At 66.1% G+C, this 25767-nt stretch carries 24 protein-coding genes; 7 read left to right on the top strand and 17 right to left on the bottom strand.

Annotation, left to right across the window (positions count from 1 at the left end; all coding sequences use genetic code 11):
* Positions 1-44: 44 nt before the first annotated feature.
* Positions 45-2453 carry a TonB-dependent siderophore receptor gene (locus tag LDJ84_RS02565; protein ID WP_226045861.1) on the top strand — a complete coding sequence of 803 codons (2409 nt, stop codon included), beginning with the start codon at positions 45-47 and terminating at the stop codon, positions 2451-2453.
* A 183-nt stretch (positions 2454-2636) separates the two neighbouring features.
* Here LDJ84_RS02565 and LDJ84_RS02560 read toward each other — a convergent pair whose 3' ends face one another.
* Complete coding sequence (locus LDJ84_RS02560) at positions 2637-3494, bottom strand: protein phosphatase 2C domain-containing protein (RefSeq protein ID WP_169889993.1); 858 nt, start codon at positions 3492-3494, stop codon at positions 2637-2639.
* 80 nt (positions 3495-3574) lie between these two features.
* Between LDJ84_RS02560 and LDJ84_RS02555 the strand changes: the two genes are divergently transcribed.
* Both LDJ84_RS02555 and LDJ84_RS02550 read left to right on the top strand, forming a co-directional pair.
* The gene (locus LDJ84_RS02555) at positions 3575-4525 is read left to right on the top strand and encodes an SMP-30/gluconolactonase/LRE family protein (protein ID WP_226045860.1); all 951 of its coding nucleotides are present in this window, start codon (positions 3575-3577) and stop codon (positions 4523-4525) included.
* A 19-nt stretch (positions 4526-4544) separates the two neighbouring features.
* The gene (locus LDJ84_RS02550; protein WP_226045859.1) at positions 4545-5168 is read left to right on the top strand and encodes a glutathione S-transferase; all 624 of its coding nucleotides are present in this window, start codon (positions 4545-4547) and stop codon (positions 5166-5168) included.
* 32 nt (positions 5169-5200) lie between these two features.
* On the opposite strand, the gene LDJ84_RS02545 is transcribed toward LDJ84_RS02550, so the two are convergent.
* The 7 genes from LDJ84_RS02545 to LDJ84_RS02515 form a co-directional block, all read right to left on the bottom strand.
* Positions 5201-5473, bottom strand: coding sequence for an ABC transporter substrate-binding protein (locus tag LDJ84_RS02545; protein ID WP_226045858.1), 273 nt, complete (start codon positions 5471-5473; stop codon positions 5201-5203).
* Complete coding sequence (locus tag LDJ84_RS02540; RefSeq protein WP_024766526.1) at positions 5470-5778, bottom strand: hypothetical protein; 309 nt, start codon at positions 5776-5778, stop codon at positions 5470-5472. Before LDJ84_RS02540 ends, LDJ84_RS02545 begins: the two co-directional genes overlap by 4 nt.
* Before the next feature lie 11 nt (positions 5779-5789).
* Positions 5790-7232, bottom strand: coding sequence for a cell envelope integrity protein CreD (gene creD / locus LDJ84_RS02535; protein ID WP_226045857.1), 1443 nt, complete (start codon positions 7230-7232; stop codon positions 5790-5792).
* Between the two features lie 188 nt (positions 7233-7420).
* Complete coding sequence (gene creC, locus LDJ84_RS02530) at positions 7421-8836, bottom strand: two-component system sensor histidine kinase CreC (RefSeq protein ID WP_226045856.1); 1416 nt, start codon at positions 8834-8836, stop codon at positions 7421-7423.
* Entirely contained in the window at positions 8836-9525 is a 690-nt protein-coding gene (gene creB, locus LDJ84_RS02525) for a two-component system response regulator CreB (protein WP_024766524.1), read from the bottom strand. Before creB ends, creC begins: the two co-directional genes overlap by 1 nt.
* 65 nt (positions 9526-9590) lie before the next feature.
* The gene (locus tag LDJ84_RS02520; protein WP_054907977.1) at positions 9591-10112 is read right to left on the bottom strand and encodes an ATP-dependent zinc protease; all 522 of its coding nucleotides are present in this window, start codon (positions 10110-10112) and stop codon (positions 9591-9593) included.
* Positions 10113-10186: 74 nt separating this feature from the next.
* Positions 10187-11440 carry an HD-GYP domain-containing protein gene (locus LDJ84_RS02515; RefSeq protein ID WP_024766522.1) on the bottom strand — a complete coding sequence of 418 codons (1254 nt, stop codon included), beginning with the start codon at positions 11438-11440 and terminating at the stop codon, positions 10187-10189.
* 124 nt (positions 11441-11564) lie between these two features.
* Here LDJ84_RS02515 and LDJ84_RS02510 point away from each other — a divergent pair, with 124 nt between their 5' ends.
* The gene (locus LDJ84_RS02510) at positions 11565-12449 is read left to right on the top strand and encodes an acyltransferase (protein WP_024766521.1); all 885 of its coding nucleotides are present in this window, start codon (positions 11565-11567) and stop codon (positions 12447-12449) included.
* A 6-nt stretch (positions 12450-12455) separates the two neighbouring features.
* Here LDJ84_RS02510 and LDJ84_RS02505 read toward each other — a convergent pair whose 3' ends face one another.
* The gene (locus LDJ84_RS02505) at positions 12456-13010 is read right to left on the bottom strand and encodes a DUF2780 domain-containing protein (protein WP_024766520.1); all 555 of its coding nucleotides are present in this window, start codon (positions 13008-13010) and stop codon (positions 12456-12458) included.
* A gap of 97 nt (positions 13011-13107) precedes the next feature.
* Complete coding sequence (locus tag LDJ84_RS02500) at positions 13108-13650, bottom strand: DUF2780 domain-containing protein (RefSeq protein WP_024766519.1); 543 nt, start codon at positions 13648-13650, stop codon at positions 13108-13110.
* 294 nt (positions 13651-13944) lie between these two features.
* On the opposite strand from LDJ84_RS02500, the gene mdtD reads away from it, so the two are divergent.
* On the top strand, positions 13945-15381 hold the full coding sequence (mdtD, locus tag LDJ84_RS02495; protein WP_024766518.1) for a multidrug transporter subunit MdtD: 1437 nt from the start codon (positions 13945-13947) through the stop codon (positions 15379-15381).
* On the opposite strand, the gene LDJ84_RS02490 is transcribed toward mdtD, so the two are convergent.
* Positions 15382-15891, bottom strand: a complete 510-nt coding sequence (locus LDJ84_RS02490) for an ATP-dependent zinc protease (protein ID WP_024766517.1) — start codon at positions 15889-15891, stop codon at positions 15382-15384. It abuts the gene before it with no gap.
* 112 nt (positions 15892-16003) lie between these two features.
* Positions 16004-16213, bottom strand: a complete 210-nt coding sequence (locus LDJ84_RS02485; RefSeq protein WP_017520182.1) for a cold-shock protein — start codon at positions 16211-16213, stop codon at positions 16004-16006.
* Positions 16214-16533: 320 nt separating this feature from the next.
* On the opposite strand from LDJ84_RS02485, the gene dbpA reads away from it, so the two are divergent.
* Positions 16534-17910, top strand: a complete 1377-nt coding sequence (gene dbpA, locus LDJ84_RS02480; RefSeq protein WP_024766516.1) for an ATP-dependent RNA helicase DbpA — start codon at positions 16534-16536, stop codon at positions 17908-17910.
* 203 nt (positions 17911-18113) lie between these two features.
* Positions 18114-20309, top strand: a complete 2196-nt coding sequence (gene yccS, locus LDJ84_RS02475) for a YccS family putative transporter (RefSeq protein ID WP_084359330.1) — start codon at positions 18114-18116, stop codon at positions 20307-20309.
* 119 nt (positions 20310-20428) lie between these two features.
* Here yccS and LDJ84_RS02470 read toward each other — a convergent pair whose 3' ends face one another.
* From LDJ84_RS02470 to LDJ84_RS02450, 5 genes are all read right to left on the bottom strand, one after another.
* Positions 20429-21163, bottom strand: a complete 735-nt coding sequence (locus tag LDJ84_RS02470) for a substrate-binding periplasmic protein (RefSeq protein WP_024766514.1) — start codon at positions 21161-21163, stop codon at positions 20429-20431.
* Between the two features lie 64 nt (positions 21164-21227).
* Positions 21228-22001 carry a phosphatase PAP2 family protein gene (locus tag LDJ84_RS02465; protein WP_037007577.1) on the bottom strand — a complete coding sequence of 258 codons (774 nt, stop codon included), beginning with the start codon at positions 21999-22001 and terminating at the stop codon, positions 21228-21230.
* Positions 22002-22181: 180 nt separating this feature from the next.
* Positions 22182-23450: a malic enzyme-like NAD(P)-binding protein gene (locus tag LDJ84_RS02460; protein WP_024766512.1), complete on the bottom strand. Its 1269-nt coding sequence runs from the start codon at positions 23448-23450 to the stop codon at positions 22182-22184.
* A 103-nt stretch (positions 23451-23553) separates the two neighbouring features.
* On the bottom strand, positions 23554-25005 hold the full coding sequence (locus tag LDJ84_RS02455; RefSeq protein ID WP_065086265.1) for a M48 family metalloprotease: 1452 nt from the start codon (positions 25003-25005) through the stop codon (positions 23554-23556).
* Positions 25002-25754 carry a thermonuclease family protein gene (locus LDJ84_RS02450; RefSeq protein WP_413247441.1) on the bottom strand — a complete coding sequence of 251 codons (753 nt, stop codon included), beginning with the start codon at positions 25752-25754 and terminating at the stop codon, positions 25002-25004. Before LDJ84_RS02450 ends, LDJ84_RS02455 begins: the two co-directional genes overlap by 4 nt.
* Between the last annotated feature and the right edge of the window lie 13 nt (positions 25755-25767).

Here is a 25767-nt window from a genome sequence, read left to right as displayed (position 1 = left end):
GCAAGGAGGCATCGAGAAACGTTTTCATTCAGGAGTCGTTTTCAATGCGCCGCCCGTTCGAGCTTTCGCTTCGCCCCTGCCTGCTGGCCACCGCCATTCTGCTGGCTACCTCCTCGGCCCTCGCTGCCGACGCCGTGCGTGATTACCAACTGCCCGCCGGCCCGCTGGCCAGCACCCTCAACCGCATCGCCGCAGAAGGCGGCCTGAGCCTGAGCCTCGACCCGGCGCTGGCCCAGGGCCGCAGCGCGCATGCCGTGCAGGGCCGCTTCGATGCCGCCAGCGCACTGCGCCAGGCGCTGCAGGGCACCGGCCTGGAGCTGGTGGAAAGCGAATCGGGCAGCTACAGCCTGCGCCCGGCGCCGAGCGACACCCTGTCGATGTCCGCCACCACCGTCAGCGGCAACCAGGAAGACCCGGACGGCCCGGCCGTGGGCTACCTGGCCACCCGCACCCGCGCCGGCACCAAGACCGACACCCCGCTGCTGGAAGCCCCGCGCTCCATCTCCGTCGCCACCCGCGAGCAGATGCAGGACCGCAACGTGCAGAGCCTGGATGACGCGGTGCGCTACATGCCCGGCGTGATCGCCAGCAGCTACGGCAACGACACCCGCGCCGAATGGCTGAAGGTACGCGGCTTCGAGCCGACCCAGTTCCTCGACGGCCTGCCGCTGCCCAAGGGCTCCTACGTGATGCCCAAGCTGGAAACCTGGGACCTGGAACGCGTCGCACTGCTACGCGGCCCGGCTTCCTCGCTGTACGGCCAGACCCCGCCCGGCGGCCTGCTGGACATGACCAGCCGCCGTCCGGAAGCTGAAAGCAGCCATGAAGTGCAGTTGCAGGTCGGCAGCTATGAGCACAAGCAGATTTCCTTCGACAGCACCGGCAAGGTCGACGACGCCGGCAACCTGCTGTACCGCGTCAGCGGTGTCGTGCGCGACAGCAACACGCAGATCGAGCACGTCGACAACAAGCGCTACAACATCGCGCCGAGCCTGACCTGGAACTTCGACGAAGACACCAAGCTGACCTTCCTCTCGCAGTTCAACCGCGACGATACCGGCATCACCAGCCAGTTCCTGCCGCTGCAGGGCACCAAGCTGTCCACCCCGGCGGGCGAGGTGAAGTACCACAAGAACCTGGGCGACCCCGAGTGGGAGTTCTACGACAAGACCTACTACGCCCTGGGTTATGCGTTCGAGCACCGCATCAACGACGTCTGGCAGTTCCGCCAGAACCTGCGCTACACCAAGAGCGACCTGTCGTTCCAGGGCATCACCGCTGGCGGCAGCGCAACCTCGGTCAGCGACGACGGCACCCTGGCCCGTGGCGCCAACGTGGTGGATGAAGACATCAGCCAGTTCGCCATCGACAACAACCTGCAGGCGGACTTCTCCACCGGCCCGCTCAAGCACACCCTGCTGCTGGGCCTAGATCACCAGCGCGCCAACACCAACTACAAATGGCTGTATGGCGCGGCGCCGACCAGCAACATCACCAAGCCGATCTATGGCCAGGACTTCAGCAACGTCGCCTTCACCGCGTACAACGATTACAACCAGAAGATGCGCGACACCGGCCTCTACGCGCAGGACCAGATCGCCCTCGACAACTGGCGCCTGACCCTCGGTGGTCGTCAGGACTGGGCCCACACCGGCTCGAAGTTCTACAACGCCGGCGGCGCCACCGATACCCGTCGCGACAGCCAGTTCAGCGGCAACGCGGCGCTCAGCTACGTGTTCGAGAATGGCGTGGCGCCCTACGTGTCCTATGCCGAGTCGTTCCAGACCGAAGCAGGCGGCGCCGCTGGCGCGGCCTTCGAGCCGAGCACCGGCAAGCAGTACGAGCTGGGCGTGAAGTACCAGCCGGTGGGCACCGACCTGATGCTCAGCGCGGCCGTCTACGACCTGACCCGCAAGAACATCGTCCTTACCGGCAGCGACTTCATCAGCCGCCCGGTGGGCGAAGCGCAGGTCCGTGGCTTCGAGCTGGAGGCCGTAGGCAACGTCACCGAGAACCTCAAGGTGACCGCCGCCTACACCTACGCCAACAGCAAGATGACCAAGGTCGCCAACCCGCTGGACAAGAACCGCCCGCTACCGCTCACCCCGGAAAACCAGGCCTCGCTGTGGGCCGACTACACCTGGCATGACGGCCTGCTCGATGGCTTCGGCCTGGGCTTCGGCACCCGCTACGTCGGCGAGACCCATAACATCGCCATCGGCAGCATGGGCTACGTGCGCGACAAGTCGGATGGCGACACTGGTTCCTACACTGTCTACGACGCCGCGGTGCACTACGACCTCGGCCGCCTGGACAACAGCCTCAACGGCCTGAACGTCGCGCTGAATGCCAACAACGTATTCGACAAGGAATACATCTCCACCTGCGACGGCTTCTACTGCTACTACGGCGACCGCCGCAACGTGGTGGCCAGCGTCAACTACAAGTTCTGACGCCTCCACGAAGCCGCGGGCACTCGTAGGGCGCATAACACGCAGCGCTATTTGCCGGGCAAAAGCCGGCGGATAACCTGTTCCAGGTTACTCGCCCTAGGATCCTGCGCACTGAAAGCCCCGCTCCGAAAGAGCGGGGCTTTTTGCTTTCTACGCAATGCCATCCTCGGAATTGTCGGGGCCTCAGCCGCGCACAACTCCCCACACCACACTCGCATCGTCGTGGATCTTCAGGCGTGGATAGTCCAGCGCTTGGCCATCGGCGCTTTCCAGCGCGCGCAATTCGTCGATCAGCACTTCGACGCCACGTTCAGGCAGCGCCGCGAACAGCGAATCCAGGTCGTAGCGACGGAAATCCAGTAACCGGTCGAATCCATCGGTCACCAGCATGAACGCCTTCAATCCTGAAGGATCGAGCACCCGGCGCTGCACATGCGCAATCCAGCGCTCGCTCGGATCGAGACACCAATACCCCTGCGGAGTGTTCGCCAGCGCCCGGTTGCGCCGCACCCACTCGCGGCTGGCCTGCCACAACTGTGCGTGGGACCAATCCGGATTTGCCTCGCGCAGCGCCAGCAGGCGCTGCACCGACTGGCGGTCGATCTCTTCCAGCGGCGTGTCGCCGAAACTCTCGACGTGGCCATCATCCCAGGCCAGGTGAATGCAGGTGTCGCAGAGGTTGAGCAGCTCCAGCGAGCCATCGCCCAGCACCCGCAGCAGGCTCAGGCAAGCGGTGGGCAGGTTCAGATCAAGGCTCACGGCCACGCCGGAATCGCGCTGGAAATCCGCAGCGATGCCCGCCTGCAATTGTGCCAGCAGGTCTTGAGTCGGCCTGTACGGCTGCTCCTCCAGCAGGCGCTGAAGATGAGCATTGGCGCTCTGCGCCAGCCAGCGCGCGTCGCTCTCGCCGCCGACCAGCCCCTGTCCGAGGCTGGTCGCGCCATCCAGCACCCAGGCCGCCTGCGCGGTGTAGCCGATGGCATCGTCGTTCACCGGCGAGCCCTGGCGGCACGCCGCCCCCAATACGGAAATCGTCGTCACAACCGCTCTCCTTCGTTTCGTCGGCCACACTGACCGGCGTACAGTCTCATCACCATCCGGACTCTGCCAAGGAGAGCCCCATGCTTCGCGTTCTGCCGCTGATTCTCGCCGGCCTGTTGCTGGCCAGCGGCGCCCACGCCACGCAAGTGAAGTACTTCGACCTGCCCAAGGGTTCCGGCCCGCACGACGTGGCACCCACCGAGGACGGCAAGGTCTGGTACACCGCGCAGAAGCTCGGCGTGCTCGGCCGGCTCGATCCGCAGACCGGGCAGAGCGAGCAGATCAGCCTCGGCAAGGGCTCCAGCCCCCACGGCGTGATCGCCGACGCCAACGGCGACGCCTGGATCACCGACAGTGGCCTCAACGCCATCGTCCACGTGGACGCACAGCGTCTGGGCGTGGAAGTCATCCCGCTGCCCAAGGAAGCGGCCGACGCCAATCTCAACACTGCGGTATTCGATGACGACGGCGTGCTGTGGTTCACCGGGCAGAATGGCTTCTACGGTCGGCTCGACCCGGACAGCCGCGACCTGAAGGTCTGGCCGGCGCCGCGCGGCAAGGGCCCCTACGGCATCGCCGTGACTCCGGATGGAGGCGTCTGGTACGCGTCCCTCGCGGGCAACTACATCGGCCAGGTCGACGATATCGCCGATAACGCCACCACCTTCGACGCCCCCGGCAACGACAGCGGCCCGCGTCGCCTGTGGGCCGACTCCGTGGGGCGGCTGTGGATCAGCCAGTGGAGCGCCGGAAGCCTGGCGCGCTTCGACCCCAGCGACAACCAGTGGAAAACCTGGAAGCTGCCGGGCGATCATCCGCAGCCCTATGCGGTCTACGTCGATGCCATGGACCAGGTCTGGCTGAGCGATTTCGCCGCCAATGCCCTGCTGCGCTTCGATCCGCAAAGCGAGAAATTCACGGCCTACCCGAGCGACCACGAACACGCCAACGTGCGCCAGCTGCTCGGCCGGCCCGGCGAGGTGTGGGGCGCCGAATCCGGCACCGATCGCCTGGTCGTCCTGCAAGATTGAACCCACCGAGGAGTCGTTGATGAGTACCCGTCCCGTCCTGTTCCACGCCGCCGCTTCGCCCTTCGTGCGCAAGGTCATGGTCCTGCTGCACGAGACCGGCCAGGCCGACTCCGTGGAGCTGTACGCCGCCGCCCACACACCCATCGCGCCGGACGCCGGCGTGCTGCAGGACAATCCCGCCGGGAAGATTCCCGCCCTGCGCCTGGCCGACGGCCAGACCCTGCATGACAGCCGGGTGATCCTCGAATACCTCGACCAGCAGCACGCCGGCGAGCCGCTGATTCCCCGCGACGGCGCGGCACGCTGGCGCCGCCTGACCCTCGCCTCATTGGCCGACGCGGTACTGGATGCCGCCGTGCTGATTCGCTACGAAACCGCCATGCGCCCCCAGGAGAAACACTGGGACAAATGGCTCGACAACCAACAGCTGAAGATCGTCCGCACCCTCGCCTATTTCGACGGCCCGGCCCACCCCGAGCTGGCCGAGCGCTTCGACATTGCCGCGATCGGCGTCGCCTGCGCGCTGGGCTACCTGGACTTCCGCCAGCCGCACTGGGACTGGCGCGCGGCCTATCCGCAATTGGCGACGTGGTTCGCCGAGGTCAGCCAGCGGCCGTCGATGCAGGCGACCGTGCCGGCCTGACTGACGATGGGCATCGCTGCACGCCCCCCATCCTAGGGTGCGCAGCTCAGAGAGCGGGCCGGCATGCTCCAGACCTGCCAGCCCGCACCGCCCAGCCCCCTCTCCCCTCGGGAGAGGGTCGGGGTGAGGGGAAGCCGGCTGCGCCAGGCCTTCATCATCGGCTGGCTGTGCCGCACCACCCGCCGCTGAAAACGCTCATCACGCATCGCCCTCCGCCCCATCCCCTGCTCGAACAACCCGGCGATACGCCGCGCCAGCCGTCGCCCCACCTCGTGCTCCTCGCGCAGCCCGGCCCACGCACTCATGACGGCTGCTCCTGGCGGCCGAAGCGATAGATCGGCAGCGCCAGCAGCAGGCCGAGCTGGGCGACTCCCACACACATCTCCAGGAAGGAGCGCACATGGGGATTGTTCGCCGCATCCTCGACGCCGGTGAGCAACTCCCACCAATCGCCCGGCAGCAGCAGGGCAATGTGGGCCAGCGGTTTGCCGCTGGCCACCAGCAGGGCGATCCAGTCGAAGCGGCCGATGAGCATCAGCACTGGCAGGCACAGACCACTGATCAGCAGGCCGGCGAACAGGCACAGGGAAAAGCGCATCACGTTGGTCATCACGACTCTCCTCAGCGCTGTACGCGCACATCGTCCAGGGAAAATTCCAGGTCATCGCCACGGGGCTTGCCGATGCCATACCAGTCCAGCCGGCGAGTCAGCACCATCACGCCACCGAGCACACCGAACAGCAGCAGCGAGCCCATCAGCAAGGCGTAGTCTTCGGCGCTGAGCAGCGCGTAGAGCATCCCGTAGAGCCCGGCGAGCCCCAGGCTGAAACCGGCGCCGCGCCACAGGCTGTGCAACACGTGGCAGAGGTAGAAACCGATCAGCCCGACACAGGCGCCAGCGGACAACAGGTAGGCCAGCTCGAAGCCGAGATGCTCGGAGAGCGACAGCAGGAGCAGGTAGAACAGCGCCAGCGCCATGCCCACCAGCGCGTACTGGATCGGGTGCACCGACAGGCGCTTGAGTACTTCGAAGAGGAAGAAGCCGGCGAAGGTGAGGACGATGAACAGCAGCGCGTACTTCACCGCGCGGTCGGTCTTCAGGTACTGGTCCACCGGGTCCACCAGCGCCACGCCGAAGCGATGCTCACCGAACTGACTGCACTCGGCGGTGCTGGCGCGGGAGATATCCGGATCGTCCGCACCGACCGCCCGAGCCACGTCGACCTGGGCCGGCGCGGTGCATGCACGCAGTTGATCCTCCAGGTTGGTGGCGAAGAAACTGGTGCGCCAGCGTGCGCTGAAACCCTGGTTGCTGACGCTGCGCTCGGTGGGCAGGAACTCGCCGCCGAAGCTGGGATGCGGCCAGTCCGAGACCAGCTTGACCTGGCTGTCGCGGCCCACCGGGGTGATGTCCAGGCGGCTGCTGCCCAGCAGCGACAGCTCGAAGGAATAGTCGAAGCGCTGCTCGCGGTCGCTGGCCTTGAACGGCAGCACGGCATGCACGCCGTTGCCGAGGAACTGGCTCTGGGTGCCGGGCTGGAAGTCGCGCAGCTCGTCGCCGACCTTCAGCTTCGGCGCGTTCTCGATGCCGCGCACATCGCTGATGCCCACCGCCAGCAACGGGTCGTCGAAACGGTAACTGCCCAGGTCGCTGCTGATGCCGTAGTTGGCCGGCAGGACGAAGCTGCCGCTGACCTGGCTGTCGGCATGGAACAGGCGCGCCTCGTAGATGCCACGATGGCGCAGTTCGGTGCGCATCTGCCCATCGAGGTTGAAGACTTCCGGCAGGAAGTACAGCCGCCCGCGCACCTCGCGCTCCTGCAATACGCGCTGCTGGCTGGCCTTGTCCAGGCGCCAGGCGCGAATGGTGCGGGTGTAGGGCACGACCACCAGCGGGCCGGTGAGCTGCTGGCTGTAGCTGGCGCTGCGGGCGATGTCCTGCAGGACCTCGTCGCGGTAGTTCTGACGCTCGTCGACCAGGCCGTCGATCATCAGCAGGGGTATCAGCAGGAGGACGATCAACAGCGCGATGGCGCCGAGCTTGATGCCGAGTTGGCGGTTCATCGAAGGCTTTCTCCGTGGGTGGACGACGGAGTGAGCTTGGGGTTCGCGCGTGGTGGCGCTCGGGGCGGAATGTGGAGAGTCTGTGGGGATTGTGTGGCTATGGCTTTTCGTAGGAGCGAGCTTGCTCGCGAACCTGCCCCCCACAGCGGAGCATGTTCGCGAGCCAGGACTGGGCGTCCCCCTCAGTCCTACAAGGGCAGGAACAGAGTCGCGCGGACGCCGCCGTCGACGTTCTCCACGCTCAACTCACCGCCATGCAAGGTCGCCACTTCCGCGACGAAGTTGAGCCCCAGCCCGGTGCTCTTGCGGCCACTCGCCGGGCGCGGCAGGGAGTAGAAGCGCTCGGTCAGGCGCGGCAGGGCGAACTCCGGAATGGCTTCGCCCTGGTTGAACAGTTCGACGCGCCAGCCCTCGCCATCGGGCTGCGCATCGAAACGAATGACACCACCCGCCGGCGTGAAATCCAGTGCGTTGTCCAGCAGGTTGCCCAATGCCTGGCGCAGCAGGAAGCGCTCGCCGAGTACCGTCGCCTGCGGCGGGATGGCGTTCTCCAACTGCACGCCCTGCACCCGCGCCATGCGCTCATCGACCAGCTCGCTGGCCAGTTCATGCAAGGCCACCGGCACGCACTCCTCCAGTCCCTGGCGCTGCTCCACCTGGGCCAGATTCAGCAAGCGTTCGATCAGCTGCTGCAGGCGCTCGCTTTCTCCCGCGATGTTGCCGACGAAGCGCGCACGCTGCTCGGCGGGCATCTCGCCTTCGAGCAACTCTGCGGCGCCACGGATCGCCGCCAGCGGGCTCTTCAGTTCATGGGTCAGGGTGTGCACGTAGCGCTCGACGTAATCCTTGCCCTCCAGTTGCACACGCATGCGCTCCACGGCGCCGGCCAGCTGCGCCATCTCGCCCCCGCGATAGCGCGGCAGTTCCGCGCGGCGCCCTTCGCTCACCGCCTGGGCGTAGCGGGTCAGGCGATCCAGCGAGCGGCTCAGCCACCAGGACAGCCCCGCGCCGACCAGCAGGCCGAGCACGATCAGCCCCGCACCGAGCCACGCGAGGCGCCGTTGCGAACGGTCGATATAGGGCTGCAACGTGCGGTTGGGTTTGGAGACCGAAACCACGCCGATGATCTTCTCGCCATCGCGGATCGGCGCGGCGACATACATCACCGAGGATTCCGGGTCGTCCGCCGACTCGCGGCTGGAGCGCGCGCCGTACTGGCCGCGCAGGGTCAGGTAGACGTCGTTCCAGCGCGAGTAGTCCTGGCCCACGGCCTGGCCGAGGGAATCCAGCAGGACGATGCCGCGCGCGTCGGTCACGTAGATGCGGTGGTTCACCGCGGTCTTGTTCACGCCCCAGATGTCCGCCTGCGGGCTGCGCGCGCCATAGGCGCGAAGCATCTCGGGCAGGCGGCTCTGGTCGAGGGTGCCGCGCTTCACGTCGGCCTGCAGAATCTCGGCCAGCAGGTTGGCGGTATCCACCAGGGTCTCTTCGCTGGACTGGCGCACGCCGGGGCGAATCTCGTCCATCACCGTGCGCAATACGAACCAGCCGGTCAGCCCGACGAAGAAGAAGTAGACCAGGAAGATCCGCAGCGACAGGCGCATCAGCTCTTGTCCGGCGCGTAGCTGTAGCCCAGGCCGCGGTGGGTCTGGATCGGTTCGGCGGCGGGGGCGACCTGGCGCAGCTTGGCGCGCAGGCTCTTGATGTGGCTGTCGACGTTGCGCTCGTAGCCGGCGTCGGCAGCGACGCCCAGGGCATCGAGCAACTGTTCGCGGCTGAACACCCGCTCGGGGCGCGCCAGCAGCGTCTGCAGCAGGCGGAATTCGTGGCGGGTCAGGCTCAGCGGCTGGCCGCGGTAGCGGATCTGGAAACGCTCCTCGTCCACCTCGAACGGGCCATTGCCGATCACCGCGGGGGCAGGCGCTTCACGCGGTGCGGTGCGCTTGAGGATGGCCTTCACCCGCGCGGCGACTTCGCGCGGGCTGAAGGGTTTGACGACGTAGTCGTCGGCACCGATTTCCAGGCCGACCACACGGTCGATCTCGGCGTTGCGCGCGGTGAGGAAGATCACCGGCACCTCGGAGAAGCGACGCAGTTGCTTGCAGGCTTCGAAGCCGCTGATATCCGGCAGCCCGACGTCGAGGATGACCAGGTCGAAGGCCTCGCGCTGCAGGCGCTCGAGGGCGGGGCCGGCGAGGTTCAGCCAGGTCGTTTCGAAACCTTCGGCCTGCAGGGCATAGAGCAGCGTGTCGGCGATGGCGGCTTCATCTTCGACGATGAGGATGTGGGGCATGGGATTCCGATTCCCGGGAAGGTCCCGGAAGGGTCCACCAAGCCCCGCGCCGCGTCAATCGAGGATCAGGAGCAGTCCGGCTTGCCGGCGACGAAGCGCTCGCCCGCGTCCACCGCGACGTGGAACTTGCGCAGGCCCTTGGCGCCCATCAGGAAGGGGTAGTTGAAGTGGCTGCGGTCGGTGAGGTTGACCTCGATGGTGCGCTGGTCGCCGCCCAGGCACACCGGCAGTTCGATCACCGGGCGCTGGCTGAGGCCGGGGCTGGACTCTTCCTCTTCATCCTCGCCGGCGCCGTCCGAGCGGTTCTTGATCTTGGAGATGCGCGCCAGCTTGTGTTCGTACACCGAGTCGCCGCCATCCTTGGTGGCCAGTTTGAAGCGCACCCAGTCCTCGCCGTCGCGCTGGAAGATCTGGATATCCTTGGCCGACAGCGAGGAGGTGTAGGCGCCGGTGTCCATCTTGGCCTGCAGGGTCTGATCGAGCTCAGGCAGGCTGACCCACTCGTAGCGGCCGTAGAGTTTGGTCTCGGCGGCCAGGGCGAGGCCGGGCAAGGCAAAAAGGGATAGCAGGGCGAGGGCGCGTTTCACGCGGGAACTCCGGGTTGGGCGGGTGTAGCGCATAGGACTATCACGCCCGCCATAGGTTCGCCAGCACACCCGCTTCACGCGTCGAACAACGAGCCGCGCCGGCGGTCCAGCCCACTCCACAGCGCCTCCAGGTTGCGGAAGCCCCATTTGTCCGGCGACTCGCGGCTGACAATGCGCTCGCGGCCCTTGCACCGCGACAGGTCGAGCACCTCGAAGGGAATCGCCGCACGGGTGCGCGTCGAGTAGAAGACCTTCACCACCGGCAGCAGCAGTTCCGCGCCCTGTTCCACCACCACTGCCAGGCGCTCGCTTTCCAGGCGCACCAGCGCGCCGATGGGGTAGATGCCCAGGCACCGGACGAAGGCGCGGAATACCTGCTGGTCGAGGTGCCCACCGCACCATTGCGACATGCGTTGCAGTGATTCGGCCGGGTCCCAGCCGGCCTTGTAGGGGCGGTCGGAGGTGATCGCATCGTAGATGTCGCAGACCGCGCCCATGCGCGCGAACAGGCTGATCTGCTCGCCGGCGAGGCGGTGCGGGTAGCCGGTGCCGTCGAGTTTCTCGTGGTGGTGCAGGCACACATCCAGCACCAGCGCGCTGACATGGCGGCCCTCGCGGAGAATCTCGCCACCGCGCCAGGGGTGCTCGCGCACACTGGCGAACTCGCTCTCGTCGAGGCGACCAGGCTTGTTCAGCACCGCCATCGGCACCGTCATCTTGCCGATGTCGTGGAGCAGCCCGGCAAGGCCGGCTTCACGCACCAGGTTTTCATCCAGGCCGAGCTCCCGCGCCAGGGCGATCATCAAGGCACAAACGGCGACCGAATGCAGGTAGGTGTACTCGTCGGCGGTTTTCAGCCTTGCAAGGCTGATGACTGCGTCGGGATGTCGTTGCATGGAAGCGGCGATGTCACCCACCAACTGGTGCGCGCCCTCGGCATCGACCACGCGCCCCATGCGGGCATCCTGGAACATGGCCAGGACCATTTCCTTGGAGCGGATGCACAGTTGGCGGGCGACTTGCAGCTCGTCCTCCAGGCTGCGCCGGGCAATCGGCGGGGCGAGGGGCGCGGCCGCTTCCCGCGTCTGCTCGGCGGCTGCCGCGCCAGTCTGCGCAGATGTCGGTGACACCGGCAGACAACCGCGGCGGGGGTCGATCAGCACCTCGCGCACCGCACTGTGCTTCAGGCGTCGCAAATCTTCGGGATCTTCCAGCAGGAAGCGCGCGCGCCAGAACGGATGGTTCACCCACGATCCGCACAGCTCGTGCACATACATCCCTAAAGTGACGGCTTCGACGGGAATGCGCAGGTACGGCGAGTCGGACATGGCAGGCCTCGGAGTATGACCCCCAGAGCATAGTCTTCCGGCCACTGCAGCGGGAGGGGCGCTTGGGAACCCTACGTCGGCTGCGTATCATGCTCCAGCCACCGTCGCAAAAGGAAAGGACCCCATGCAGGCACTGACCGGCGTCTTCGCCAGCCTCCTGTTGCTGCTCAATACCCTGATCCTGATCGGCCCGATGCTGCTGATCGCCCTGCTCAAGCTCATCGTTCCCGGACAAGCAGCGAAGGATGCCTGCTCGCGCGGGGTGATGTGGATCGCCGAGACCTGGGCGGAGATCGACAAGGCCATCTTCGCCCTGCTGACCCCGACCGTGTGGGACATCCGTGGCTCCGCCCAGTTGCGCGGCGACACGTCCTACCTGGTGATCAGCAACCACCAGTCCTGGGTCGACATCCCGGCGCTGGTGCAGGCCTTCAACCGCAAGACGCCCTACTTCAAGTTCTTCCTCAAGAAGGAACTGATCTGGGTGCCCTTCCTCGGCCTGGCCTTCTGGGCGCTCGACTATCCCTTCATGAAGCGCTACAGCAAGGCCTTCCTGGAAAAGCACCCGGAGCTCAAGGGCAAGGACCTGGAGATCACCAAGGCCGCCTGCGAGAAGTTCAAGCGCATGCCGGTGACCGTGGTGAACTACCTCGAAGGCACGCGCTTCACCCCGGCCAAGCAGGCCCAGCAACAATCGCCCTACCAGAACCTGCTGAAGCCCAAAGCCGGCGGCGTGGCCTTCGTGCTGGCAGCCCTGGGCGAGCAGCTCGATACGCTGCTGGACGTCACCCTGGTCTACCCGAAGGGCCCGCGACCGGGCTTCTGGGATCTGCTATGCGGCCGCGTGCCGCGTGTCATCGTCGACATCCAGGCACGCGAGATCGACCCCGCGCTGTGGCAGGGCGATTACGAGAACGATGCGCAATTCCGCCAGTACGTGCAGAACTGGGTGTCGCAGTTGTGGGAACAGAAGGACCAGCGCATCGAGCAGTTGCGCGAGGAGTTCTGAGGCTCCCTACGCACCCCGCCCGGCGACCGGCGTAGCCGGCGTCAGCGGAGTGCCCCAGAGTCCGCCGAGCGTACCGAGCAGTTGGCTGCTGAGGCCCTGTTCGGTGAAGTAGTCGAGGATCACCCCGGCGAAGCGGCCGATCATGGACTGGTCCATGCCCAGCACGCCGAATATCTGGTCGACATCCTGCAGGTTGTTGATTCCACCCAGCAGCGCCGCGGCGTTGCCCAACCCGCCGAAACCACTCAGCGCCCCACCCAGGTCACCCAGCGAACTGTTGCCGGCGAGCTGGTCGAGGTTCGGCAGGGATTTCTGCAATTGCGCCGTGTCGGTTTCCTTCAGGCTGTTCATCGCCAGCCCCAGCAGGGCACCCGTGCCACCAATGGCCTGCTGCTCGCTGACGCCCAGTTGCCGGGTAAGGTTGCCCAGCAGTGCATTGGCGGCCGGCGGCACGCCCTGGGTTTCAGCGGCGGGCTCGCTGGTGTCGGTGAAGGTAGCGGCGAACACAGGGGACGCGACCAGCCAGGCGGCGGCCAGGAAGACGGCGGAACGGGTGGGCATCGACGGCTCCGGAGAACGGCTGTCCGACCCCAGGTCGGGGCCGGATCGTCGATAGGACCGGTGCCCGGCGCGGCGGTTCCGCGCCGGCCGGCGGATATCAGGCGCCGGTGCCCCAGAGACTGCCCAGGGTGCCGAGCAGGTTGCTGTTGGCGCCCTGCTTGCCAAGGTAATCCAGCAGCACGCTGGAGAATTTGCCAGTCATGTCCTGGTCCATGCCCAGCGCACCGAAGGCCTTGCTCACATCGCCCATGCTGCTGACGTTGCCCAACAGGCCGCTGGAAGCGCCGCCGCCAAGATTGCCGAGCTGCCCGCCCAGGCCACCCAGGGCGTTGCTGCCGGTGAGTTTGTCGAGGCCGGGGACGGTCTTCGCCAGCTGCGAATAGTCGGCGGTGCTGAGCTTGTTCTTCGCCAGGCCCAGCAGGGCGCCGGTACCGCCGAGGGCCTGTTCGTCGCTGACGCCGAGCTGGCCGGTCAGGGCGTTGAGCAGGCCGCTGGTCTGCGGGGTGGAGGCGACCCGCGAGGTATCGGCGCCGGTCGCGCCGGATACCGCCTTGGCGGCATCGCCCAGGTTGAAGGCAAATGCCGAGGAAGCCGCCAGCAGGGCGGCCAGTGCGAGGGTAACGCGGGGTTTGACGGACATTGCTGACTCCAAGGGAATACCGGACGCCATATCGACCGGGCGCCGCGGCCGTTGTTCCACCCCGGCCAGCGCGGTCGGGCAATGGCACGGCTCGCTCACAACTTCGCCGACCGCTGCGATTGCAGAGCTGTGGCCGGGAACTTTTTCGCTGTTCACCGATGTCCACGGGCGGCCATTCGTACAATCACTGCGGAGCGATCCGCGCGAACATGGTTGTACCCAGCTCGCGGCAATTTCCCCCGCGACCGCCAAAGATTCCCTAAGCTAGAGCCATTCCCGCCTGACGGACCGACCATGAGCGACCCCTTCATTCTCACGCCCCGCGTGGCTCGCCTGCTGCCCTGGCTGGTGGCCATCGCCTTCTTCATGCAGGCCCTGGACGGCACCATCCTCAACACCGCGCTGCCGAGCATGGCCCGCTCGCTGGACGAGGACCCGCTGCGCATGCAGGGCGTGGTGATCGCCTACCTGCTCACCGTGGCGCTGCTGATCCCCTCTTCCGGCTGGATCTCCGACCGTTTCGGCACCCGTCGGGTGTTCCTCTTCGCGATCTTCCTGTTCAGCTTCGGCTCGCTGCTCTGCGCGCTCTCGCCCAGCCTCGGCACCCTGGTCGGCGCCCGCGTGGTGCAGGGTATCGGCGGCGCGCTGATGATGCCGGTAGGGCGCCTGGTGATCCTGCGCGTGTACCCGCGCACGGAGCTGGTGCGCATCCTCAGCTTCGTCACCATTCCCGGCCTGCTCGGGCCGCTGGCCGGCCCCACGCTGGGTGGCTGGCTGGTGGAGTACGCCAGCTGGCACTGGATCTTCCTGATCAACCTGCCGGTCGGGCTGGTGGGCTTCATCGTCGCCCTGCGCCTGATGCCCGACCTGCACGGTGTTCGCGCGACGCGTTTCGACTCGATCGGTTTCCTGCTGTTCGGTGGCGCCATGGTGCTGATCACCATCGCTCTCGAAGGCCTGGGCGAACTGCACATGCCCCACGTGCGCGTGGTCCTGTTGCTGGTGGGCGGGCTGGTACTGCTGGCGGCTTACTGGCTGCGTGCGCTGCGCATCGAAGCACCGCTGTTCCCACCGTCGCTGTTCGCCACGCGCACCTTCGCCGTGGGCGTACTGGGCAACCTGTTCGCGCGCCTGGGCAGCGGCTCCCTGCCCTTCCTCACCCCGCTGCTGCTGCAGATCGGCCTGGGCTTCTCGCCATCGCGGGCGGGCATGACCATGATCCCGATGGCCCTGGCGGCCATGGTCATCAAGTCGCTGGCGCGACCGCTGCTGGACCTGTTCGGCTATCGCAAATTGCTGGTCAGCAACACGTTGCTGCTGGGCGCGATGATCGCCAGCCTCGGCCTGGTCGACCAGGACACCCCTTACGCGCTGCTGCTGGTGCAGTTGGCAGTGCTGGGCGGGATCAACTCGCTGCAGTTCACTGCGATGAACACCCTGACCCTGATCGATCTGCGCGACGACAACGCCAGCGCCGGCAACAGCCTGCTCTCGGTGGTCATGCAGCTATCCATCGGCATGGGCATCGCCTGTGCGGCAGCGCTGCTGGGCGGGTTCACGGGCGATCAGGAAAGCGTGCAGGGCGATGTGCTGTCGGCCTTCCACGCGACCTACTTCAGCGTCGGCATCCTCTCGATGCTGGCGGCCGCAATCTTCTTCCAGCTCAACGCCGAAGACGGCCGCACCACACCACGCCGGGTCGAACCCGAGCATGGTGTCGACGAGCATTGATCAGGGCTTGCAGGTCGGCGCGGCGGTTTGCGTCTTCGAGGCGTCCACCGGCCCCAGGTGTTCCAGGGTGCGACGCCCCAGCAGCACCGGGTAATCCAGGGTCTGGCGGTCGCGCAGGGTGAACTGCTCACGGTAGACCTTGCCGCCCAGGCAGACGTCCATCAGCACCACCGGAGCGCGCTCGACGCCGCTGGCGGTCTTGAACTTGAGCACGCGCTCGACACGCCGCTCGAAAGGCAGGCGCTCTTCCTTGCCGGTCGCCGGGTCAGTCAGCATCACGTCGTACTGTACCCAGCGCTCGTCGTTCTTCTTGATGCGCGTGATGTTGCGCGCGTCCATCACCGAGGTCTGCGCGCCGGTATCCAGCTTCGCCTTGAGGGGGGCCTGTTCGGGCATCAGCATGAGCGTCTCCACCCACCCCCAGGTGGGCTGGGCGGGCGCGTCGGCGGCAAGGGCGCCGCCCGAAACGAGCAGGCCGGCGAGCAGCAGGCGGAAGGCGGGCGATGGCATGGATGGCAGCTCCGGAAAATCGATGGCAGCACTATAGGCGACAAGGACATAGGCAATAAAAAACCCCGGATGTTTCCACCCGGGGTTCTTTTTCGGCTGACGCCAGGGGATCTTAGATCACCTGCACGCGCTCGGCCTGCATGCCTTTCTGGCCCTGCACGACTTCGAAGCTGACCTTCTGGCCTTCGGCCAGAGTCTTGAAGCCGTTACCTTCGATAGCGCGGAAGTGTACGAACACGTCCGGGCCGCTTTCCGGGGTAATGAAGCCGTAGCCTTTGGTCTCGTTGAACCACTTGACGGTGCCGTTCTGACGATTCGACATGGTGTTCTCCTTGGAACGTATTTTTGAAATTAGCCACGAATGGCCAGGAACTGAGTTGCAAGGAGTTACAAGGAGTCGAGCAGGACGGGGTGGAATAACCGACCGCATCAGGTCACGATCGACGGCGACCCATGCAAACACAGTCCGGAAACTCTACGATAAAAATCTGCGGAAAGCGAATCTCTTGAAAAAACCGTTCATCGCTACTTGGAGAAATTCTGACGAGTGGCCTCAAACCCTTGCCATACAGGCTTCTCAGCCCTTTTGAGGGGCTCTCCTGCTACACTGCGCGGCCATATGGATTCACCCGGGCTCCCTTCGTGACCACCTCTGCATTTTCCACCCTCGCGCTGTCGGCCGACCTGCTGGCCAACCTCGATTCTCTCGGTTATCGCGAGATGACGCCGATCCAGGCCGCCGCCCTGCCGGCGATCCTCAAGGGCCGCGACCTGATCGCCCAGGCCAAGACCGGTAGCGGCAAGACCGCCGCCTTCGGCATCGGCCTGCTCAGCCCGCTGAATCCGCGTTATTTCGGCTGCCAGGCACTGGTGCTGTGCCCGACTCGCGAGCTGGCCGACCAGGTCGCCAAGGAGATCCGCCGCCTCGCCCGCGCCGCCGACAACATCAAGGTGCTGACCCTCTGCGGCGGTACGCCCTTCGGCCCGCAGATCGGATCGCTGGAGCACGGCGCCCACGTGGTGGTCGGTACGCCGGGGCGCATTCAGGAACACCTGCGCCGCGGCACCCTCAAGCTCGACGGCCTGAACACCCTGGTACTGGACGAAGCTGACCGCATGCTCGACATGGGCTTCTACGACAGCATCGCCGACATCATCGACCAGGCTCCGGCGCGCCGGCAGACCCTGCTGTTCTCCGCTACCTACCCCGACGGCATCGGCCAACTGGCGGCGAAGTTCCTGAAGAACCCCGAGCGCGTGGAAGTGGAAGCACTGCACGACGACAGCCAGATCGAACAGCACTTCTACGAGATCGATCCCAAGCAGCGCCTCGATGCCGTCGTGCGCCTGCTCCAGCATTTCCGCCCGCAATCCTGTGTCGCCTTCTGCCATACCCGCCAGCAGTGCATGGAAGTGGTGGAGCAGCTCAACGCACGCAAGATCTCCGCCCTGGCCCTGCACGGTGACCTCGAGCAGCGCGAGCGCGACCAGGTGCTGACCATGTTCGCCAACCGCAGCTGCAGCGTGCTGGTGGCCACCGACGTGGCCGCCCGCGGGCTGGACATCGCCGCGCTGGAAGCGGTGATCAACGTCGAGCTGTCGCGCGATGCGCAGGTCCATGTGCACCGCATCGGGCGCAGCGGCCGCGCCGGCGAGAAGGGCCTGGCGCTGTCGCTGGTGACGCCGGCCGAAGCCAGCCGCGCCCAGGCCATCGAAGACCTGCAGGGTGCGCCACTGAACTGGGAGCGCATCGACTTCCTCAAGGCCAACGACGCCCCGCTGCTGCCGCCGATGACCACCCTGGCCATCGCCGGCGGGCGCAAGGACAAGCTGCGCCCCGGCGATATCCTCGGCGGGCTGACCGGCGACGCGGGACTCAAGGGCACGCAGGTCGGCAAGATCGCCATCTTCGACTTCCAGGCGTTCGTCGCCGTGGAACGTGACGTCGCCAGGCAGGCGCTGAAGCACTTCAACGAAGGCAAGATCAAGGGCCGTTCGTTCAAGGCGCGGATTCTCTAGCTCTGCCTGCTTTCTGTAGGAGCGAGCTTGCTCGCGAACCGTACGGTATCGCCGGCAAACCATTGTTCGCGAGCAAGCTCGCTCCTGCAAAGAGCATCGCGCCACGGTTGGTAAGCAGGCGCAGCAGCGTGTCGCGCTCGCGATAGCAGCGCGGCAGACGTTCCGCTAGTCTGAGCAGCAGACATTCGGAAGTCCGCACGCGCATGCTCTCCTCTCCACTGCTCCAGTCTCTGCAGCGCCTCTGGGCGCTGGACAAGTTCGCCTACAGCCTGCGGGTATTCGTTGCCCTCAGCGGAGTCATGCTCACGTGCTGGCTGCAGGGCCGACCGGAGCTGGTGATCCCGCTGTTCCTCGGGGTCATCGCCAGCGCCCTGGCGGAAACCGACGATCACTGGCTCGGCCGCCTGCAGGCGCTGCTGGTGACGCTGGCCTGTTTCAGCATCGCCTCGCTGGCGGTGGAACTGCTGTTCCCCTACCCGCCCCTTTTTGTCGCCGGGCTGGCGCTCTCGACCTTCGCGATGACGCTGCTCGGAGCCCTGGGCGAGCGCTACGCGGCCATCGCCTCGGCGACCCTGATCCTGTCGATCTACACCATGATCGGCGTCGACCAGCGCGGCGGCACGCCCGCCGACTTCTGGCGCGAGCCCCTGCTGCTGGTGGCCGGCGCCGGCTGGTACGGGCTGCTCTCGGTACTGTGGAACGCGCTGTTCGCCAATCAACCGGTGCAACAGAGCCTGGCGAAGCTGTTCCTCGAACTGGGCGAGTACCTGAAGATAAAGTCGACCCTGCTGGAGCCGCTGCGCCACCTGGATGTCGAGGCCCAGCGCCTGGCCCTGGCGCGGCAGAACGGCCGCGTGGTGGTGGCGCTGAACCAGGCCAAGGAAACCATCCTGGCGCGCCTCTCCCACGGCAGGCCGAGCCCGAAGATCAGCCGCTACCTGAAGCTCTACTTCATCGCCCAGGACGTCCACGAGCGCGCCAGTTCCTCGCACTATCCGTACAACCAGTTGGCCGAGGCGTTCTTCCATAGCGATGTGCTGTTCCGTTGCCAGCGTCTGCTCAACCAGCAGGGCAAGGCGTGCAAGGCACTGGCGAAGGCGATCCAGCTGCGCCAGCCGTTCGACTACAACGACAGCGAACTGGCCCTGGCCGACCTCAACGCCTCGCTGGAACACCTGCGCCAGCAGGGTAACCCGGCCTGGCGCGGCCTGCTGCGCTCCCTCGGCGCCCTGGCGGCCAACCTCACCACGCTGGACCGCAAGCTCAGCGGCGCGAGCAATCCCGATGCGCTGGACGACGAACAGGACAGCACCCTGCTGGACCGCTCGCCGCGCTCGTTCAAGGATGCCCTGGAGCGCATCCGCCTGCAGATTTCGCCGACCTCGCTGCTGTTCCGCCACGCCCTGCGCCTGTCACTGGCGCTGGCTGCCGGCTACGGCGTGCTGCACCTGATCCACCCGACCCAGGGTTACTGGATCATGCTCACCACGGTGTTCGTCTGCCAGCCGAACTACGGCGCCACGCGCATCCGCCTGGTGCAGCGGATACTCGGCACGCTGGTCGGCCTGGTCGCCGGCTGGGCGCTGATCGACCTGTTCCCCAACCCACTGATCCAGTCGCTGCTGGCGGTAGTGGCCGGGGTCGCCTTCTTCGCCACGCGGAGTACCCGCTACACCCTGGCGACGGCGGCGATCACCCTGCTGGTGCTGTTCTGCTTCAACCAGGTGGGTGACGGCTACGGGCTGATCCTGCCGCGCCTGTTCGATACCCTGCTCGGCGCGCTGATCGCCGGCATCGCGGTGTTCCTGGTGCTGCCCGACTGGCACGGGCGCAGCCTGCACCGGCTGGTCGGCGGCACCCTGGCGTGCAACAGCCGCTACCTGCGGGAAATCATGCAGCAGTACGCCAACGGCAAGCGCGACGACCTCGCCTACCGTACTGCCCGGCGCAACGCGCACAACGCCGACGCGACGCTCTCCACCACACTGTCGAACATGCTGCTCGAGCCCGGCCACTTCCGGAAGGACGCGGAAATCGGCTTCCGCTTCCTGGTGCTGTCCCACACCCTGCTCAGCTACCTTTCCGCCCTCGGCGCGCACCGCAACCAGCTGCCGCCGGACGTCAACGACGACCTCATCGCCGAGGCCGCCGAGCGCCTCACCGCCAGCCTCGACGACATCGCCGCGCGCCTCAACGAGCGGCGCCCGGTGGCCATCTACAGCGACGAGGAAGACACGCTGGCCAAGCGCCTGGAAGAGCTGCCCGATGAACAGGATGACGCCCACCGCCTGGTGCAGACCCAACTGGCGCTCATCTGCCGACAGCTCACGCCATTGCGCACTCTGGCGGCGCACCTGCTGAAGAAAGACATCGGCGCGGAGCAGACCGAAGCCGCCTGACGCTTTTGTAGGAGCGAGGGGGACGCCCAGTTCTTGCTCGCGAACGCATTGCACCGGATGGTCAGGCGTGAAACGGGGCTCGTGAGCAAGCTCGCTCCTATAGAGAGCCCCAAGCCCTGTCAGAGACCGTACTCGCGCATCAGTTGGTCGTAGCTGCCATCCGCACGCATCTCGCGGATCGCCTTGTTGAAGGCCTCGATTATCTCGGCATGGTGCGGGTTATGCCGGCCGACAAGAATGTGCAGGCCGTTCTCGGCCAGCGGCACCGGGAGGAACTCCAGCTGCCCCTTGAGTTCGGCGAGGTCGCCGTTGAAATGCACGCGCGCGGTGATCTCGTCTTCCAGCGTCAGGTCCACCCGCCCGGCCTGCAGCATCAGCGCCGCGTTGACGAAGCTGAACACCGGCACCCGCTGCAGTTTCGGGTCGTTGTCGAAGGCCTCGGAGTACGCGTAGCCACGCACCATGGCGATGCGGTACGGATACAGGTCGGCCAGCTTGCCATAGGCAATCGGCGAACCCTGGCGCTTGATCAGGCGCACGCGGTTGACCAGGTAGGGCTCGGAATACACGCCGAAGGACTCCCGCTCCGGCGTATACCAGGCGTCCGCCACCAGGTCGTACTCGCCGTTCGCCACACCGTGCAGCACGCGCGGCCAGGGCACTTCGATGTATTCACTGGCATAGCCGGCGCGCTTGAGCGCCGCCTGTACCAGATGCACCGCCACGCCATTGCCGGGCAACTGGCGGTCCGCATAGGGCGGCCAGCGATCCGCTGCGATGCGCAGCACTTCGTCGGCTTGCGCCGCGCAGGAAACGCACAGGAACAGCAGGGTCAGCAACAGGCGCAGCGGCATCGGGGACGTCGTCCAGGGAGAAGCTCCGGCAAGACTAGACGCTGCCCAGCGCGGCGCGCCAACCTCAGAACAGCATCGCCGCGCGCAGGCTCATGCCACCGCCGGTTTCCGGCACCACCGCCACGTTGTAGCGCTGACTTTCCGGCCCTTCGAGGAACAGGTTGTAGGTGAAGTTGGCGAAGAAGTTGCCCACCGCCATCCCGACCAGAACGTCGGTGGGGTAATGCTTGTCTCCCTCCACACGCGACAGCGCGGTCAGCCCGTCGAGGGTGTAGAGCCCGGCCTTGGCGGTGTAGCGCCAGGTCGGATTCATGTCGATGTAGTCCAGGTTGCGGCGGGTGAAGCTGTTGTGCACGGCCGTCACGGCGGTGTGCTTGGACGGGAAGGAGTCGTCGGGGATTCCGTCCGGCCGCTCGCGCCCGGACCATTCCTTGGCCTCCTCGACGAAACCGGTCACCGCGTAGCGGTCCGCCGCCAGCAAGGTCAGGTTGCGCCCGCGCCAGCTCCATTTCTCCTCGGTACTCACGTCCTTGGGCGACGCCACCAAAGCAGTGACGACGCTCAGGCCGGTGGCGAGGTTGAGCATGCGGTCGGCGGCCTGGTTGGCGTCGCCGCCGAAGAACCAGTCGTGGTTGCTCGCCGATTTCTGCCACTTGTGGTCCCAATTGCCTGCGGCGATCACCGCCGCGCCAGCCACCGGCGCCCAGACGTCGGCGCTGGTGACTGCACGCTGCGCCGAATCCCCCACCCGGTCCCAGCTCATCTGCGGTGCCCCTGCGCAACCGATGAGCGCGGCGCTGGCCGCCAGGGTGGCGACTGCCAGCAAAGTCCGATTCATGATGTTCCCCCATGCGCCCGGCCCGCTCCAGGGCAGCGGACGCGTCAATGCATGAGCAGGGAAGGATAGTCGGGATGATCCTGAAGGCCCCTGCCTTCAGTCATTAATGGGTAACTCTTCGTTTCACTCATCGGAAAAAGAAAAACCCCGCCGAGGCGGGGTTCTCCAGGTCAGACGGAATCAGCCTTTGAAGACGTCTTCCACCGACTGCAGCGGGTAGTGCTTCGGATACGGCAGGGTCGCCACGCCGGTCTCGATGGCGGCCTTGGCCACGGCATCGGAAACGATGGTGATCAGGCGCTTGTCCATCGGCTTCGGAATGATGTACTCGCGGCCGAATTCCAGGGCGGTCACGCCGTAGGCGTCGCACACGTCCTTGGGTACCGGCAGCTTGGCCAGGTCACGCAGGGCCAGGGCAGCAGCGATCTTCATTTCTTCGTTGATGCGAGTGGCGCGCACGTCCAGGGCACCGCGGAAGATGAAGGGGAAGCCGAGCACATTGTTGACCTGGTTCGGATAGTCCGAACGGCCGGTGGCCATGATCACGTCGTTGCGGGTGGCGTGGGCCAGTTCCGGTTTGATCTCCGGGTCCGGGTTCGAGCAGGCGAAGACGATCGGGTTCGGCGCCATGCGCTGGAGGTCTTCGGCGCTGAGCAGGTTGGCGCCGGACAGGCCAACGAACACGTCGGCGCCTTCCAGGGCGTCGGACAGGGTGCGTTTGTCGGTCTCGGTGGCGAACACCGCCTTGTACTGGTTCAGGTCGTTACGGCCGGCGTGGATCACGCCCTGGCGGTCGATCATGTAGATGTTCTCGACCTTGGCGCCCATGCTCACCAGCAGCTTCATGCAGGAGATGGCGGCAGCGCCGGCACCGAGGCAGACGATCTTCGCGGTTTCCAGCTTCTTGCCGGCGATTTCCAGGGCGTTGAGCATGCCGGCGGCGGTCACGATGGCGGTGCCGTGCTGGTCATCGTGGAACACCGGGATGTCGCACTGTTCGATCAGGGCGCGCTCGATCTCGAAGCACTCGGGTGCCTTGATGTCTTCCAGGTTGATGCCGCCGAAGGTGATGGAGATGCGCTTGACGGTATCGATGAAGGCCTGCGGGCTCTCGGCGTCGACTTCGATGTCGAATACGTCGACACCGGCGAAGCGCTTGAACAGGACGCCCTTGCCTTCCATGACCGGCTTGGAGGCCAGCGGGCCGAGGTTGCCCAGGCCGAGGATGGCGGTGCCGTCGGAAATGACCGCGACCAGGTTGCCCTTGCCGGTGTACTTGAAGGCAAGCTCGGGGTCACGCGCGATTTCGCGGACCGGCTCGGCGACACCCGGGCTGTACGCCAGCGACAGGTCGCGGGCGGTCACGGTCGGCTTGGTCAGCTCGACGCTCAGTTTTCCGGGGCGGGGTTGGGCGTGATATTCGAGGGCAGCGGTCTTGAGATCAGACATTTGGGCACTTCCGCTTTTGTTGCTTGTTGGACAGACGGGGGACCGAGCATACGCAGAAAGGCCGCACCTGCCAAGGTAGCCCAGGCCCCAGCTGTCAAGACCTCTAGCGTACGACTTTCAGCCAGTCGCCCGGTTTTGGCTGACCAGTTGGATACAAGTCATTCAATAAACGTATACGATTTATCGAGTCAGATTCCGGACCGGATTCTGCCTTCGCGAACTGCTCGACAGTCTGCCCGGATTTGACCTGAACGACGGCGATCCGGCGCGGTTGCGCGAGTTTCTGCTCGTCGGCACGCATGGGTCGGAAGCTGCGGATGACCTGCATGAAGTGATCGTCCTCGCTCTCCAGCGAGGCGCGACCTTTGACCACACCGATGAACAGGTAGGCGTGGTCCTTCTGGTAGACCACGGCCGCGCGACGGGCCGGATTGCCGGGAACCACGCCAGTGGCAACGTCGAGGCCGTTCTGCTGGAAGCTTTCTTCGTTCGATAACCGCCCGCCAGCCCCCTTGCGCAGGTATTCCGCCGGAGTCAGCTGGCCATCGCGCGGTACCAGCTTCATGCCGATGTAGGCCTGCTGGTCGGCGGTGTAGCCCACCAGCGCGGTCGGCTGGTTGAGGATGCCCCAGCCGGCCGGGTAGGTCAGGGTGAAGTCCAGTTCCGAGTGGTAGAAGCTCTGCCCGCGGCGCACGCCGCTGGCGGCGGAATCGCCGAAGGGCATGCCGTCGATGGCTTTCAGGTAGCGCTCGGCAGCGACTTCGCGCTGGCCACTGCCGGCCAGGGCCTGGGCCGGGCCGAGGACCTGCTTGAGGCGCTCATCGTTGTCCGGGTGGGTGTCGAACAGCCCGTGGTAGCCGACCGGCTGGGCCGCCTGGCCCTTGCGCGCCGCCTCATCGCGGGCGAAGTCTTCCTGGTTCTTCAGCACCCGCACCACCTGGATCATGGCGGTCGGGTCGTAGCCGGCGCGGGCCAGGTACTTGGCGCCCAGGCCGTCGGCCTCCAGCTCCATGTCGCGGCCATAGCCGCGCACGAAGGCGGTGCCGAGCACGTTGGTGAGGTCGGCGGCAGCGCCGACACCGGTGCCAAGGGCCACGGCCTGGCCGAGGATGCTCCAGGCGCTCGACTGGCTCTGCTGCTTGACGCTATGCCGCGCGGTCACGTGGCCGACCTCGTGGCCGAGCACGGCGGCCAGCTCCGCCTCCGAGCCCAGATATGCCATCAGCCCGCGGTGGATATAGATGTAGCCGCCGGGCAGGGCGAAGGCGTTGATGTCGGGGGTGTCGATGACCGTGAAGTGATACTGCAGCTGCGGCCGGTCGCCGGCGCGGGCGACCCGCTCGCCAACCTGCTGGACGTAGGCCTGCAGCTTGGCATCCTCATAGCGCGGGTACTGCTTGGCGATTTCCTGGCTGTACTTCTGGCCCATCTCCAGCTCGCTCTGCTCGCTCATCATCACGAAGTCAGACTTGCCGGTGGCCGGGTTGGTGGCGCAACCGCCGAGGACGCTCAGCAGCGCCAGCAACACCAGGATTCCGAACGAGCGCACGCTCATGGCAATACCTCCATCATCGCCGGGTCGGTTACAGGCAGCATCCAGCGCGCCTGTCCGGTTTTCACTCCACCGCGCTCGGCACGGTCGATGACCCAGCCGCGCGCTTCTATTTGTCGACCCTTCAGCTCACGCAGGGTTGCATCGTCGAACTGCCTCAGGAGTCGGGGCTCAATGCGTAGCACCAACGGGCCGTCGAGATCGATCCACAGACCACCGCGATTGCGTTGTACCTGTTCCACCCGTCCACGCACCACCGCAAAGCCGCTTTCGTGAAGCTGTTCCGCCACCTGCACCGGAGATTTTCTCCACAACCCCCGCTGGGCGCTGCGCGCCTCGCGCTCGGCGGCGCGCTGGCAGGCGGTGAGATCCGTATTGGGGGCGATAGCTACAAGGTAGCCCAGGCCTTCGGCGAGCAGGCGGGATTCGAGGTTGTTGCCGCGGGCGTCATAGGCGTGGGCCAGCGTGCGGCCATACTTGTCCTTGCCCTGCTGGCCGGTAACCAGGCCGACCTCGCCATCATTGGCCGCCACCAGCTCCTGCAGGCGACGCTGGGCGGCAACGGCAAAGGGTTCTTCGGAGCGGCCGTGATGGGCCAGTTCCGGGGCGTTCACACCGATCAGGCGGACGCTGCGGCCGTCGGCCAGCTTCAGCGTGTCACCGTCCACCACCCGTGCCACGCGTACCGTTTCCGCTGACGAAGGCTTCGGGCAGGCGGCGGCGCTGGCGTCCAGGGAAAAAAGGACAGCCATAAAAAAGGCGCCC

Origin of the sequence: Pseudomonas sp. HS-18 (genome assembly GCF_020401845.1) — a bacterium.
Taxonomy (GTDB): domain Bacteria; phylum Pseudomonadota; class Gammaproteobacteria; order Pseudomonadales; family Pseudomonadaceae; genus Pseudomonas; species Pseudomonas nitroreducens.
The sequence above is the reverse complement of the archived record's forward strand: the minus strand, read 5'-3'. Positions and strand labels throughout refer to the sequence as shown.

Excerpts from the sequence above, each read along its gene's own strand:
- LDJ84_RS02545 (WP_226045858.1), bottom strand. The coding sequence starts at position 5,473 with ATGAGTGCGTGGGCCGGGCTGCGCGAGGAGCACGAGGTGGGGCGACGG.
- LDJ84_RS02485 (WP_017520182.1), bottom strand. The coding sequence starts at position 16,213 with ATGTCGAATCGTCAGAACGGCACCGTCAAGTGGTTCAACGAGACCAAA.
- creB (WP_024766524.1), bottom strand. The coding sequence starts at position 9,525 with ATGCCCCACATCCTCATCGTCGAAGATGAAGCCGCCATCGCCGACACG.
- LDJ84_RS02555 (WP_226045860.1), top strand. The coding sequence starts at position 3,575 with ATGCTTCGCGTTCTGCCGCTGATTCTCGCCGGCCTGTTGCTGGCCAGC.
- LDJ84_RS02455 (WP_065086265.1), bottom strand. The coding sequence starts at position 25,005 with ATGAGCGTGCGCTCGTTCGGAATCCTGGTGTTGCTGGCGCTGCTGAGC.
- creC (WP_226045856.1), bottom strand. The coding sequence starts at position 8,836 with ATGCGCCTGTCGCTGCGGATCTTCCTGGTCTACTTCTTCTTCGTCGGG.
- mdtD (WP_024766518.1), top strand. The coding sequence starts at position 13,945 with ATGAGCGACCCCTTCATTCTCACGCCCCGCGTGGCTCGCCTGCTGCCC.
- LDJ84_RS02470 (WP_024766514.1), bottom strand. The coding sequence starts at position 21,163 with ATGCCGCTGCGCCTGTTGCTGACCCTGCTGTTCCTGTGCGTTTCCTGC.
- yccS (WP_084359330.1), top strand. The coding sequence starts at position 18,114 with ATGCTCTCCTCTCCACTGCTCCAGTCTCTGCAGCGCCTCTGGGCGCTG.
- LDJ84_RS02515 (WP_024766522.1), bottom strand. The coding sequence starts at position 11,440 with ATGTCCGACTCGCCGTACCTGCGCATTCCCGTCGAAGCCGTCACTTTA.
- LDJ84_RS02505 (WP_024766520.1), bottom strand. The coding sequence starts at position 13,010 with ATGCCCACCCGTTCCGCCGTCTTCCTGGCCGCCGCCTGGCTGGTCGCG.
- creD (WP_226045857.1), bottom strand. The coding sequence starts at position 7,232 with ATGAACCGCCAACTCGGCATCAAGCTCGGCGCCATCGCGCTGTTGATC.
- LDJ84_RS02540 (WP_024766526.1), bottom strand. The coding sequence starts at position 5,778 with ATGACCAACGTGATGCGCTTTTCCCTGTGCCTGTTCGCCGGCCTGCTG.
- LDJ84_RS02460 (WP_024766512.1), bottom strand. The coding sequence starts at position 23,450 with ATGTCTGATCTCAAGACCGCTGCCCTCGAATATCACGCCCAACCCCGC.
- LDJ84_RS02465 (WP_037007577.1), bottom strand. The coding sequence starts at position 22,001 with ATGAATCGGACTTTGCTGGCAGTCGCCACCCTGGCGGCCAGCGCCGCG.
- LDJ84_RS02565 (WP_226045861.1), top strand. The coding sequence starts at position 45 with ATGCGCCGCCCGTTCGAGCTTTCGCTTCGCCCCTGCCTGCTGGCCACC.
- LDJ84_RS02500 (WP_024766519.1), bottom strand. The coding sequence starts at position 13,650 with ATGTCCGTCAAACCCCGCGTTACCCTCGCACTGGCCGCCCTGCTGGCG.
- LDJ84_RS02450 (WP_413247441.1), bottom strand. The coding sequence starts at position 25,754 with ATGGCTGTCCTTTTTTCCCTGGACGCCAGCGCCGCCGCCTGCCCGAAG.
- LDJ84_RS02510 (WP_024766521.1), top strand. The coding sequence starts at position 11,565 with ATGCAGGCACTGACCGGCGTCTTCGCCAGCCTCCTGTTGCTGCTCAAT.
- LDJ84_RS02490 (WP_024766517.1), bottom strand. The coding sequence starts at position 15,891 with ATGCCATCGCCCGCCTTCCGCCTGCTGCTCGCCGGCCTGCTCGTTTCG.
- LDJ84_RS02550 (WP_226045859.1), top strand. The coding sequence starts at position 4,545 with ATGAGTACCCGTCCCGTCCTGTTCCACGCCGCCGCTTCGCCCTTCGTG.